Annotated in this window: 12 protein-coding genes and 1 riboswitch; of the genes, 5 read left to right on the forward strand and 7 right to left on the reverse strand. The window is 43.0% G+C overall.

Annotated features, from left to right (window positions below):
* Positions 1-23: 23 nt before the first annotated feature.
* A riboswitch (yybP-ykoY riboswitch) is annotated at positions 24-126 on the forward strand.
* 84 nt (positions 127-210) lie between these two features.
* Positions 211-765, forward strand: coding sequence for a TMEM165/GDT1 family protein (locus FLL45_RS16835; protein WP_142943251.1), 555 nt, complete (start codon positions 211-213; stop codon positions 763-765).
* Here FLL45_RS16835 and FLL45_RS16840 read toward each other — a convergent pair whose 3' ends face one another.
* The 3 genes from FLL45_RS16840 to FLL45_RS16850 all read right to left on the reverse strand — a co-directional run bounded on the left by FLL45_RS16840 (position 766) and on the right by FLL45_RS16850 (position 2,492).
* Positions 766-969: a helix-turn-helix transcriptional regulator gene (locus tag FLL45_RS16840; RefSeq protein WP_142943252.1), complete on the reverse strand. Its 204-nt coding sequence runs from the start codon at positions 967-969 to the stop codon at positions 766-768. It lies immediately after the preceding gene.
* A 285-nt stretch (positions 970-1,254) separates the two neighbouring features.
* Positions 1,255-2,103, reverse strand: a complete 849-nt coding sequence (locus FLL45_RS16845) for a DUF6671 family protein (RefSeq protein ID WP_142943253.1) — start codon at positions 2,101-2,103, stop codon at positions 1,255-1,257.
* Positions 2,103-2,492: a DUF6746 family protein gene (locus tag FLL45_RS16850; protein WP_142943254.1), complete on the reverse strand. Its 390-nt coding sequence runs from the start codon at positions 2,490-2,492 to the stop codon at positions 2,103-2,105. Before FLL45_RS16850 ends, FLL45_RS16845 begins: the two co-directional genes overlap by 1 nt.
* 158 nt (positions 2,493-2,650) lie before the next feature.
* Between FLL45_RS16850 and FLL45_RS16855 the strand changes: the two genes are divergently transcribed.
* The gene (locus tag FLL45_RS16855) at positions 2,651-3,631 is read left to right on the forward strand and encodes an L-threonylcarbamoyladenylate synthase (RefSeq protein ID WP_246075855.1); all 981 of its coding nucleotides are present in this window, start codon (positions 2,651-2,653) and stop codon (positions 3,629-3,631) included.
* 65 nt (positions 3,632-3,696) lie between these two features.
* Here the strand turns inward: FLL45_RS16855 and katG are convergent, their stop codons facing one another.
* The 4 genes from katG to ahpC form a co-directional block, all read right to left on the reverse strand.
* Positions 3,697-5,874 (reverse strand): catalase/peroxidase HPI, encoded by a 2,178-nt coding sequence (gene katG / locus FLL45_RS16860; protein WP_185964525.1) that lies wholly within the window; start codon positions 5,872-5,874, stop codon positions 3,697-3,699.
* A gap of 462 nt (positions 5,875-6,336) precedes the next feature.
* Positions 6,337-6,807, reverse strand: a complete 471-nt coding sequence (locus FLL45_RS16865; RefSeq protein ID WP_142943255.1) for a Dps family protein — start codon at positions 6,805-6,807, stop codon at positions 6,337-6,339.
* 44 nt (positions 6,808-6,851) lie between these two features.
* Complete coding sequence (gene ahpF / locus FLL45_RS16870) at positions 6,852-8,471, reverse strand: alkyl hydroperoxide reductase subunit F (protein ID WP_142943256.1); 1,620 nt, start codon at positions 8,469-8,471, stop codon at positions 6,852-6,854.
* 141 nt (positions 8,472-8,612) lie between these two features.
* On the reverse strand, positions 8,613-9,170 hold the full coding sequence (gene ahpC, locus FLL45_RS16875; protein WP_185964526.1) for an alkyl hydroperoxide reductase subunit C: 558 nt from the start codon (positions 9,168-9,170) through the stop codon (positions 8,613-8,615).
* A gap of 154 nt (positions 9,171-9,324) precedes the next feature.
* Here ahpC and FLL45_RS16880 point away from each other — a divergent pair, with 154 nt between their 5' ends.
* The 3 genes from FLL45_RS16880 (at position 9,325) to FLL45_RS16890 (ending at position 11,849) form a co-directional block, all read left to right on the forward strand.
* Positions 9,325-10,227: a hydrogen peroxide-inducible genes activator gene (locus FLL45_RS16880; RefSeq protein WP_142943258.1), complete on the forward strand. Its 903-nt coding sequence runs from the start codon at positions 9,325-9,327 to the stop codon at positions 10,225-10,227.
* Between the two features lie 107 nt (positions 10,228-10,334).
* Entirely contained in the window at positions 10,335-11,147 is an 813-nt protein-coding gene (locus FLL45_RS16885) for an alpha/beta fold hydrolase (protein WP_142943259.1), read from the forward strand.
* Between the two features lie 168 nt (positions 11,148-11,315).
* Positions 11,316-11,849: a hypothetical protein gene (locus tag FLL45_RS16890; protein ID WP_142943260.1), complete on the forward strand. Its 534-nt coding sequence runs from the start codon at positions 11,316-11,318 to the stop codon at positions 11,847-11,849.
* Positions 11,850-12,122: the final 273 nt, after the last annotated feature.

Below are 12,122 nucleotides of genomic sequence, written 5' to 3' on the forward strand. Positions count from 1 at the left end.
TTTTGTTTGTTTTGAGTTATAGTAATCGCGTCTTAGGGGAGTAGCCTTCTTCATCCGGCAAGAGATTCTGTCAACATACTTGAGCCCTCATGGCTTATGGCAGTTTCGTACCGCGAAAGCGGTATTGGCAAGACCTAAGGTAAATAGCAGTCCCAATGGTGGGCGACTGTTGTTTGCCTTTGGTTTGTAGTTGCCCACCGGAGTCTATTAATGGAATCATTTCTTACTTCAACATTCACTGTAGCACTCGCCGAGATTGGTGATAAAACCCAACTTCTATCTCTTGTTCTCGCTGCTAGATTCAGAAATAAGTGGGCAATTATTGGCGGCATTCTAGCTGCAACAATTCTTAATCATGGCCTATCAGCATGGCTCGGAAATTGGCTCGCACAATTTCTACAAAGTAACTTAGGGCAAATATTGATTGGAGGGAGCTTTATCGCTCTTGCACTATGGCTATTAATTCCTGATAAAGATGAAGACATAAATAATAGTTTCGACAAGTTTGGCGCATTTTGGGTTTCGACTATTTTATTTTTCTTGGCTGAAATAGGCGATAAAACTCAAATCGCGACGGTGCTTCTCGGAGCTCAGTTTGAATCTGTTATCTGGGTAACGATTGGTACCACTCTTGGCATGCTGATCGCCAATGTTCCAGTCGTATTTGCGGGTGACTATTTGATGAAGAAAATCCCTCTAAATGTCACCCGAGCTTTTGCAGCGGCTGCCTTTGCATTGGTTGGACTATTTCATATTTTTGGTTAGCTAACCTTGATGCAATTTTCGAGACGTTGAGAGCCTTAAACAATCTTGTTCATAGGCCTCAACGTCGACCTCGCGATACATAACACGCCCGCCAAGCTTCAAATATTGGGGGCCAATACCTTCGGAACGCCAGCGTTCTAATGTTGCTTCACTAACACACCAGCGATTGGCCAGCTGCCTCTGATTCATGTGTATTACCGTCATAAAAACTCCTGTGTTGGACTATTTGGTAACCACCATGAACGCTCAAAACTACGGATCAAATCAAGCTAATTAGGGCTGGTTAGGGGCATAAATATCGATAGCTAATCGTAGGTATTTAATGGACTTGTTCGGTTGCGAGTTAGGGAACTGAACCCGCGTCCCGTCCCACCACCAATTACTGCATCCCTAAGTTGAAATATTTAGGGATGTCTTATTCTTTTCCTTCACAGTTTGTATGTGGTAGCGAAATTACGAACGCACAACCTATCAGTTTACATTTACATTCTAGGGATTACACCACTGACACTCAGCAGGCTCTGCCGCTTCTCTGTCAACGTTAACAACCTCAGAATGATTGCACTCAGAACAGACACTAATTTTAGCTCTAATGCTTTTTGTGGGGCGACCACAAGAACGGCATGCTAACCCTCGCTCAACATCAGTTGGCCAAAAATCAGGAATTGCACAACTAGGGCACAAAGACTGTATCCGTTGTGCGAGTTGCTCGGCAGTTTGGCGAATATAGTTTTGCCGCTCAGGGCAGTGCATCGCTCGTAAGTCTGGTTCAAGACTCAGAGACTCGGTAAGTTCATCATTTTCAATGAGCGCGGAAGCCTGTAAAGCAGAATAAACGGCTTGGAAGCTTTGCAACCCCTTATGATTTTTCTCGGGTCCTCGAAAAATCCAAGCCTGTTGAGAAGAATGATTTGCTATTTGCTTTTTTAAATCCTCAAGTGACTCAGTTTTAATCTTACCAACTGAAAAAGGTCCCGAGACTACAGCGGTTATTTCTTTGTCCCATCGAGAATCATAGAGCACAATTATTTCAGTATCCCAGTTCACTAACCCCGGATAAGGCCCACCACCAAAGCTGCCTTCACTACCGATGCCTAATTCTAGTCCGGTTAACTCACACGCCAAACGTGCTTTCCGCGCAGCGCAATTTTGTGGCGTCATTGTTCGTTCGACTTCACCAGAAAATGTACCAAGCAAATCGGTATCAAACGCTTCTGTGGTGACAATATCAATACCGAACTTGTGCAAGCTCGGTTTAATTAGCGATGCTTTCCCATGCTTGGTAAGCATCGCCGCTTTAGCATTCTTTAACTCATATAATTTAGTTGAAGAAGCCATCAATCTGTAATTAAAACTTGCTCACTTTTTACAACATAGTTTTTCGCCAGTTCACGAGCTTTTTCGGAACTCTCTCCTTCTGAAGCTAAATGCAACGCTTCAAGCGCTTCGGCAGTCGAGGTAAGTTCTTGCTGCATTTTTTGGTAGGCATTTTCCATGGTATAAGTCATTTGATGAATTTGCTCTAGATCTGCTTTAGTTAAACGCTTTTGGCTGAGCAATAATTTCAATTGGTGGTTATGAGACTTAAGTACCGCCAATGCCTGCGAATAGTCTGCAACCTCTTTGCCCGCAAAATGTCGCACTTGCTCAGCATGTACAAAACCAGTTGCGCAAGTCAAAACTACCCCTGCCACTGCCAAAGTTATTGATTTATTTATCGGTCTCATTGATAGAAAGTCTCTTGTCTTATTTATCGCTAGTTAAGCATTTCCGCTAATTTAACGTTTTTCTGTCATCAAAAGAAGCGAATTTTCCGCTTGTTTCTCGCCAGAAGCTGACTGAAGCGCTAAAATAACGCCTGTTCTATTTTGGTCGAGTTAAAGCCGTGCATACAATCATAACCAAGCGACTACTAGCAAGTACTCCTGAGGATATTCAAGAAGCAGGAGAGTTATTAAAAGCGGGGAAGCTAGTTGCAGTGCCAACAGAAACCGTTTACGGGCTTGCCGCGGATGCTCGCCAGCCTGAAGCGGTAAACAAAATTTTTGCAGCTAAAAATCGCCCAACTAACCACCCGCTGATTGTCCATATGCCGGGCGCTGATAGACTCAACCAGTGGGCTAAAAATATCCCTGAAAAAGCTTTTCAACTCGCCGAGGCTTTTTGGCCCGGACCTCTCACTTTACTGTTAGACAAAGCCGACCATGTATCCTCTGTCATTACCGGCGGACTGGATACCATTGGACTGCGTGTCCCAAACCAACCTGTTCTGCTTAAACTTTTAAGAGAGTTCGATCTCGCTGTAGCCGCTCCATCAGCAAACCCGTATCAAAAATTAAGTCCCACTACTGCTGAGCATGTGCTTGCCGGACTCGATGGAAAAATAGCTGCAGTACTCGATGCGGGCCCATGCGGAGTAGGTACCGAATCAACTATTGTGAGAATTAACGACAAAAACGCAGAAATTCTACGAAGTGGGCCAATTTCTGCCGATCAAATTCAAACTCATTTATCGATTCCAGTTGTTACACCGGAACACCATACCCAAGCTGTTTCCGGGAACAAAGCAGTTCACTACTGTCCTAATGCAAAAGTAAAAGTAAAGACTTTTGAGCAAATTAAAGATGGGAATAAAAACGCTTTAATCAAAATAGCGGCTTTAGTCTTTACTGGAGATATCTCACCGGAAGGCATTGAAACTATTTCAAAACTATCCAGTAATCACATAAATTATCGCCATGATTTTTATGCGGTTCTGCATGAACTCGATAATCAAAACGTTGATGAAATTTGGGTTGAGGCGCCACCGCTATCGGATGATTGGAATGATATCGTCGATCGCCTCAATCGAGCTGCGGAAAAGTAAGTACGTTTCGAGTATTTAGCAAAGGTGCCAGAATAACTGGCACCTACAATCATAACACTGTTGAATTAAAGCCGATCGAGATTCATCACTTTAGTCCAAGCACTAACAAAGTCTTTGACGAAACGTTCTTTCGAATCATCATAAGCATAAACTTCAGCAACCGCTCTGAGTTCAGAGTTGGAACCAAAGACTAAATCCACCGGCGTTGCAGTAAATTTCACTTTGCCAGTTTTTCTGTCTAAGCCTTCGTATAATCCGTCAGTTTTAGCCTTGCGCCATTGATACGACATATCTAACAAGTTGACAAAGAAGTCATTACTTAAAGTTCCTGGTTTATCGGTAAATACGCCGTGTTTGCTTCCACCACTATTTGCACCCAGTGCACGCAACCCACCAACGAGTACAGTCATTTCTGGAACCGTTAAGTTAAGTTGGTCAGCTTTATCCACAAGCATTTCTGTCGGTGAACGATAGCTACTACTCGCATCAAAATAATTTCTAAAAGCATCAGCCGAAGGCTTCAGTAAATTGAATGATGTCACATCAGTAAGCGCTTGTGTTGTATCGTTCCTGCCTGCTTTAAACGGTACTGATACTGTCACACCAGCCTCTTTAGCTGCATTTTCGATCGCTGCAGCGCCAGCCAAAACAATTAAGTCCGCCAAAGAAATTTTGACTTTCCCTTTTGCTTTTTTGTTAAAGTCATTCTTGATTTTCTCAAGCTTACCTAGAACTCGCTTTAACTCTTTGGGATTGTTAACCGCCCAATCTTTTTGGGGAGCTAACGAGACTCGCGCGCCATTGGCTCCACCGCGCATATCACTCGCTCGGAAGCTAGAAGCCGAAGCCCAGGCCGTTCTAACAAGCTCAGCATTTGACAACCCAGACTTTAACACTTGCTTCTTCAAGCTGCTTATGTCTTTTTTGCTGACTAGCTTAAAGTCAACTGCAGGTATCGGGTCTTGCCAAATCAGTAATTCTTGAGGCACTTCGCTGCCAAGATAACGACTTCTTGGGCCGAGATCTCGGTGAGTCAATTTGTACCATGCTTTGGCAAACGCTAATTGATACTCATCAGGATTCGCTAGAAATCTTTCTGCGATTTTCTTGTATTCTGGATCAAATTTTAACGCAAGATCGGCAGTCGTCATCACCGGTGGATTTCGTTTTCCTTTGACATGAGCATCTGGTACTGCGGTATGCAATGACTCATCTTTAGGAATCCACTGAATAGCACCTGCAGGGCTACGGGTTTGCTTCCACTCAAAGTTTAAAAGGTTTGATAAATACAAAGTAGTCCACTGGGTGGGTGCTTGGGTCCAAGCCCCTTCTAAGCCACTGGTCACGGTATCTTCGGAGTGGCCTTTACCACAAGTGTTTTTCCATCCAAGTCCTTGTGCTTCCAAACCTTCAGCGCCGGGTTCTCGGCCAACACAATCTTTCGGTTTGTGTGCACCATGCATTTTACCGAAGGTATGTCCGCCGGCGATCAAAGCCACTGTTTCTTCGTCATTCATTGCCATGCGTCCAAAAGCTACTCTGATATTTTTTGCCGAACCTTTCGGATCAGGTTTGCCTTTTGGACCTTCAGGGTTCACGTAAATTAAACCCATATGTGTCGCGCCAAGCGGTCTTTGCAATTTACCATCGCGATCTTCTCTGTCGCTTGCCAGCATTTCAAGCTCAGGTCCCCAGTACACTAAATCAGGTTCCCAATCATCCGCTCTTCCACCGGCAAATCCATAGGTTTTAAAACCCATATTTTCCAGTGCAACATTACCAGCGAGAATCATCAAGTCACCCCATGACAAATTCTCACCATACTTTTGTTTAACAGGCCATAAAAGCCGTCGTGCTTTATCCAAATTGCCATTGTCTGGCCAGCTATTCAATGGGTCAAAACGCATCTGACCGCCATCACCGCCACCACGACCATCAAGGGTTCTGTAGGTACCAGCACTATGCCACGTCATACGAATAAAAAATGGACCATAGTTACCAAAGTCTGCAGGCCACCAGTCTTGCGATTGAGTCAATAATGCATCGATATCTTTTTTGACAGCTTTAAGATCGAGTTTTTTAAACGCTGCGGTGTAATCAAAGTTTTCACCCAATGGGTTCGAGCGAGAATCGTGGTCACGAAGTTGTGATAAGTCTAATTGATTAGGCCACCAAAACTGATTGCTTTTAGCCTGACCAGAGTTGAAGTTTCCACTTCCCATCGCGCCTTTGGGTTTAGTCATATCGGCTGCAACTGCACCAAACGATATCATTACCGTCGCGGCTAGCGCACTACTGATTAGTTTTTTCCGAAAATGTTTTTTTGTTTTCAAAATTTTTTCCTCCACACTAAGCCAAATTTTTATTTTCTTTTTTCGACTTCACAGAATAAAGCTTTGGCGATAGTTTCATATGTTAATTAACAAACAACTTTCTCCAGTTGATGCACTTACTACATCTTCAAATTACTCTACTCTCCAAAAACGTCGGTAGATATTTGAAAAATACTATCGAGCCCATTCAATAATTTAATACTAGCTCGCGATTAAACTTTGTTTTTGAGATATCGATAATATTTAACAATACACTCGATTTAATATGCCTATTTTAGTGAATTGCACACTCAAAAATATTGTTGTGAAATATCTGACGGTTAAAAGCGTTATCAAAAATAAAGCTGCTCCTCGGCAGCTTTTTCGTAAAGTTTAGTCTAGTAAAGCTCGCAACATCCAAGCTGTCTTTTCATGTATTCTCATTCTGTCAGATATTAATGCGGCAGAAGATTCATCATCGGCGTCCTGAGCGACTTTTAATGCTTGGCGTGAAGTTCGAACAACCGCTTCATGTGATTGAGTGAGAATCTCAATCATTTTTTTCGCTTCAGGAACGCCATCGACTTCTTCGATTGAACTAAGCGCGGCAAACGCCTTGTAAGTTCCTGGCGCGGCCACTCCCAAAGTTCTTATGCGTTCAGCAATTTCGTCGACAGCAGTCGCTAATTCGGTATAGTGCTCTTCAAACATGAGATGTAATTCTCTAAACTGCCGACCAGTAACATTCCAATGAAAGTTGTGTGTTTGTAGATATAACGTGTAAGTATCTGCAAGCAGCTTCTTTAAATTGGTTGCGACACGCTCACGGTTTTCAGTGCTAATTCCAATATCGATCGCTGACATAATCATCTCCTCTTCTCATTAATTAGTTGCATTCACTTATTTGCTTAAGCGACTTTTTTAGTTTCAGTTTCTTCAGTTTTGTTTTGAGAATAACTCGCCTCTAAACTTTCGCTATTGGCAAGCAAATATTCAAATGCTGCGAGCGATGCTTTAGCGCCCTCTCCCATTGATACGACAATTTGTTTGTATGGTACTGTAGTCACATCTCCACAGGCATATATGCCCTTTGCTGAGGTTTCACATTTTTCGTTAATCACCACTTCGCCAAAACGTGTTGTATCAACAACGCCATTTAAGAACGTACTATTTGGGACTAAACCAATCTGTACAAATACACCATCTAAAGCTAAATCAATGACCTCTTCGGTTTGACGATCTTGATAAACAATCGAAGATACTTTTCCGTTTGTTGCTTTAATTTCTTTTGTCGCAACATTCTTTAGAATACTGATATTGGCTTTAGCTTCAGCTTGTTCAACAAGCACCTTGTCTGCTTTAAGCTCTGACAAATATTCAAAGACCGTTACAGACTTCACGATTCCAGCGAGGTCAAGCGCAGCTTCAATTCCAGAGTTACCTCCACCAATAACGGCAACATCTTTGTTTTTGAAAAAAGGTCCATCACAGTGCGGGCAATACGCTACCCCGTTTCCAATATTTTCTTTCTCGCCCGGTACGCCGAGTTCTCTCCACTTTGCCCCGGTAGCAATAACGACGGTCTTACTAAAAATTTTTTCTCCCGAGGTAAGCTCGATAGTTTTAATATCATCTTGCTGAATATTGCTGACACGCAGATGCTCTTTGACGGTAATGTCATACTCATTTAAATGAGCTTGCATCGCACCGGTCAGCTCGGGGCCAGTTGTTTTTGGCACCGATATGAGGTTTTCGATCCCCATAGTGTCCTTAACTTGACCGCCTAAACGATCTGCAATCAGGGTTACTTTTAAGCCTTTACGAGCGCTATAAATTGCCGCGCTTACACCTGCTGGACCGCCACCAATAACAGTGACATCTTGTAAAGGTAATTGAGAGTCCTGAGGGGAATTTTCTGCAGGCGGTTCAATTTGCATTAACTTTTCAATTAGTTCTGCTGCTGTGACCTTACCGTTGGCAAAAAGCGCTCCATTCAAATAGACACTTGGTACCCCCTGAATATCTCTTTCTTCAATGACCTCTTGAAACAAGCCACCATCGATCATCTCGCTATTGATATTGGGGTTGAGTAGCGCAAACTGGTTGAGCGCTTGAACAACATCAGGACAGTTGTGGCAACTTAAGCTGATAAATACTTCAAATTTCAGTGGTGTTGAAATATTTTGAATGAGATTTTGCAAACTCTTATCAAGCTTAAGTGCAGTACCAGAAGCCTGAAGAATAGCAAGAATCAATGAATTAAATTCATGACCAGAGGGTATTCCTGAAAATCGAATCCCACTGTCTTGACCGTCAGCTTCAATGAGAAACGAAATTGGACTGCGCAAATGCGGTGCGTAATCTCTTTCTTCGAATGTAATTTTTTCGCTGACGCTTGTGATATCTTTAAGGAAAGATTTTAACGCTGCTTTTTTTTCATGTTCACCAACTTGCAAGACGAAATTGACCGTCTTTTGCATGTTAGCAGTGTAGCTTTTAAGGGTATCTAAAATATCTTGAGTTAACATGGTTATTCGCCTTGCTTAATCTTTAAAAAACGGGCCAGCTTTCACTGGCCCTGGGGTGTACTAGTCGAATTTGCGGATTTGACTTTACCTACCGCAAACCAACCAGATTCTTACGCTTGCTCTGGTTAATTCCGGCAAATTTTAAATTTTGCCGACTAAGTCGAGCGATGGCGCGAGCGTTTCTTCGCCCTCTTTCCACGCTGCCGGACACACTTCACCGGGGTTATTGGCGACATATTGAGCAGCTTTGACTTTGCGCAATAGATCTTCCGCATCACGACCAATGCCCTCGGCGGTTATTTCCATCGCCTGAATGACACCCTCAGGGTCAACAACGAAGGTGCCCCGATCGGCAAGCCCTTGGCCCTCACGCATCACCTCAAAATTGCGGGTGATCTCTCCTGTTGGGTCACCAATCATGGTGTATTGGATTTTGCCAATCGTGTCAGAAGAGTCGTGCCACGCTTTGTGCGTGAAATGGGTATCTGTCGATACTGAATAAATTTCTACACCACGTTTTTGAAATTCTTCATACTTATCAGCAAGGTCTCCCAATTCGGTTGGGCAAACAAAAGTGAAGTCCGCTGGATAGAAAAAGAATACAGCCCATTTACCTTGGATATCTTTATCGGTAACTTCGGTAAAATCACCGTTCTTAAATGCTGACGCAGTAAAGGGTTTAATCTTAGTATTAATCAGTGCCACATTGGCCTCCTGTTAGGTTTTGGATAAGGGTTAACAATCTTCAGGAGTCATACTAAACGCGAGACGACAATCAGTAAATTTGAATATAGTTAAGATTATATTCTATAATTTAGAACATAAGGATAACCACTTTAATACTGAGTACCCCATGATTTCTCTAAAACAATTGCGTTACGCACTCGCCGTGGAACAAACATTACACTTTAAAAAGGCGGCAGAGCTATGCAATGTCAGTCCTTCAGCGCTAAGCACAGCGCTTAATGAACTTGAAAAACAGCTTGGGTTGCACATTTTTGAGCGGGACAATAAGAAAGTACTCGTAACGCCTATTGGCCAGGAAGTGTTGACTAAGGCAAGAGAAATCAAGCTACAAGTAGACGAGCTTCAGCACTTAACCGCTGAATACCAAGCCCCGCTATCATTTCCAGTTTCACTCGGCGTTATTCCAACAATCGCCCCTTATTTACTGCCCAAATTATTGCCTAACCTTCAACGCAAATATCCGAACGCTCAACTTAATATTATTGAAGCGCAATCACATGAATTGGTTGAAAAAGTGAGATTGGGTGAAATCGATACCGCTATTTTGGCCTTGCCATTTCCACTTGAAGGCTTACTCAGTTTTGAATTTTGGCAAGAGGATTTTTACTGGGCGGCTTTGAAAAGTGATGTGACTGAAGAACGTAATGAGATCACAAGCGACGAGTTAATTGAGCAAGACTTGATTTTATTGAGCGAGGGCCACTGTTTAAAAGACCACATACTCGATGTCTGCAAGCTACCACCCGCAGAAAACTCCCACGCGGTCAGTGCCACAAGCCTCACTACCTTGATACAGATGGTCTTAGGCAATTTAGGTACAACGCTAGTCCCTGAGATGGCGCTTGGGCAGCTCATCGCTCAAAACAAAGAACTGTCAGCTGTTCATCTCAATGAGCCTAGCCCGCACCGACGCATCGCATTCATTTTGAGGCCTAATTACACTAGAATGTCGAGCATCGAGGCACTCAAAGATCTCTGTACCACTGCACTCAGCTCAAATATTGAGTAAACTAGAAGCGTCCTCGAGCCAAGTGCTCTAACGGCCGACTTTTGGCGTAATCACAGAGTATTACACTCTTCGCTTTTCCCTGCGAGTATCATTATTTAGGAATATCAATGCAGTTTATTATCAAGATTCTATCGATTATTGCCCCGGGCTGGGTGGTAAAAAAAGCCATCCACACTATCAATAATCCAAAGGTCAAAAAGCTTCGCGAACATGAAACTGAAGTGATCCAACAAGCGAAAGAAAAAACGATTAAGTTCAACGATTTTGATATCAAAACTTATCGCTGGGGAAGTGGAACAAAATCCATTCTACTAGTTCACGGCTGGGAGGGCCAAGCTGGTAACTTTGCCGAAATCATTGATGCGCTGGTAGACAATGACTACACCGTTTATGCCTTCGATGCGCCAAGTCACGGATTCAGTAGCAGTGGTGAAACAAGCGTGTTTGAATTTAGTGAACTCACCGCGAAAATGTTACAAGATACCGGCGTCAAAGAAATCATTAGCCATTCGTTCGGCGGCGTTGCAACGACTATCGCGCTTTCCCAAAACCCCGCGATCGCAATCGACAAATACCTCCTGTTGACCACGCCTGACAAATTTGTCGATCGAATTGATACGGTTGCTCAGCAAGTTGGGATAAGCGAGAAGATTAAGGCGCGTCTCATTAAAACCATCGAAGCGCACTATCAGCTTGATGTAACCCAAACGAATGTCAGTGCCTATGCACCAAAAACCAATGTTAAAAGCGCAAAAATCATTCATGACATTGATGATAAAGTAGTACCAATTGAATATTCTCGAAATGTCTGCGCCCATTGGCCCGTGTGTACTTTGGAAGAAATATCAGGTACGGGTCATTTCAGGATTTTGCGTACCCCTGAAGTCATTGAAAAAATCATTACCTTTTTCAAACACTAGCCGGCTTACCTATTATTTTCGTTATCTGAGATATTCGGCATAATATACTCAAAAGTAGTAATGCGGTGGGCACGCAGTAAAATACTTATGGCAAACTCAATAGAAACAACTACTCTTAAGCTATCGATTTAACTCTTTGTTGAGCCACTCGTTTAGATAACCAGAGAAATGTCACCTACCTCGATTAATTTTTCGACCGGAAAGTTGCAAGCGCCCACGCTTCCACCGAATAGTGATCTCGTCACTTATTGGATCAATCAAGCCAATAACTGGCTCAACGAGAATATCGATTACACCCAAGCGATCACCGCCGCTAGTGCGCTCGCTGCAGGTACTCGTTGGGCGATCATTAGTAAGCGCCTCGGCCACGATTCTTCGCGAGTAAAAATGCTCGCGCTATTCGATCAAGGCGAGTTTAAAGATTGCCAAATATATGACTTTATTGGAACACCTTGTGAAGAGGTACTGAGTAAAGATAAATTCTGCTTGTTCAGTAACGTCCAAAAAGCCTTTCCCGATGACCCGGATCTGGTTGAAATGGGCGTAATGGACTACGCAGGTTGCGCTTTGCGAGATAAAAATAACAAGAGCGTCGGCCACCTTTTTGTTATGCATGATCAACCAATTAATAATTTCGACGAAGTTGAGGAAATTATTCTCGCAATGATCGCAATACTGAAGCTCGAGTGGGACTTCGATTAAGGTGTAGTGAGTCTGCAGACTATCAGGCTCGTTAATTTAGCGTTGTTTACTTTTTAGCAGGCTATCAACGTTTCTCATGAGAACCTTACCGAATTTTATTCAGCTCACACCGCAACACTAACGTTAATGGTTATAAAACTGCCATCAGCCACATTATTCAGTTCGACAGCTTGAATTATCCTTATTTAGCTTTGTTGTGCGAGTCTTGTTAAATCTGGCCTTGGTTTGTCTTGCGTTAGTATAAGTTACTCTCACGACTTTCGTGCTCAGTCA

Origin of the sequence: Aliikangiella marina (genome assembly GCF_007004765.1) — a bacterium.
Taxonomy (GTDB): Bacteria; Pseudomonadota; Gammaproteobacteria; order Enterobacterales; family Kangiellaceae; genus Aliikangiella; species Aliikangiella marina.

What these genes read in the sequence shown, in the direction of transcription:
- FLL45_RS16835 (WP_142943251.1), top strand. Translation starts at nt 211, where the DNA reads ATGGAATCATTTCTTACTTCAACATTCACTGTAGCACTCGCCGAGATT.
- FLL45_RS16840 (WP_142943252.1), bottom strand. Translation starts at nt 969, where the DNA reads ATGACGGTAATACACATGAATCAGAGGCAGCTGGCCAATCGCTGGTGT.
- FLL45_RS16845 (WP_142943253.1), bottom strand. Translation starts at nt 2,103, where the DNA reads ATGGCTTCTTCAACTAAATTATATGAGTTAAAGAATGCTAAAGCGGCG.
- FLL45_RS16850 (WP_142943254.1), bottom strand. Translation starts at nt 2,492, where the DNA reads ATGAGACCGATAAATAAATCAATAACTTTGGCAGTGGCAGGGGTAGTT.
- katG (WP_185964525.1), bottom strand. Translation starts at nt 5,874, where the DNA reads ATGACTAAACCCAAAGGCGCGATGGGAAGTGGAAACTTCAACTCTGGT.
- FLL45_RS16865 (WP_142943255.1), bottom strand. Translation starts at nt 6,807, where the DNA reads ATGTCAGCGATCGATATTGGAATTAGCACTGAAAACCGTGAGCGTGTC.
- ahpF (WP_142943256.1), bottom strand. Translation starts at nt 8,471, where the DNA reads ATGTTAACTCAAGATATTTTAGATACCCTTAAAAGCTACACTGCTAAC.
- FLL45_RS16880 (WP_142943258.1), top strand. Translation starts at nt 9,325, where the DNA reads ATGATTTCTCTAAAACAATTGCGTTACGCACTCGCCGTGGAACAAACA.
- FLL45_RS16885 (WP_142943259.1), top strand. Translation starts at nt 10,335, where the DNA reads ATGCAGTTTATTATCAAGATTCTATCGATTATTGCCCCGGGCTGGGTG.
- FLL45_RS16890 (WP_142943260.1), top strand. Translation starts at nt 11,316, where the DNA reads ATGTCACCTACCTCGATTAATTTTTCGACCGGAAAGTTGCAAGCGCCC.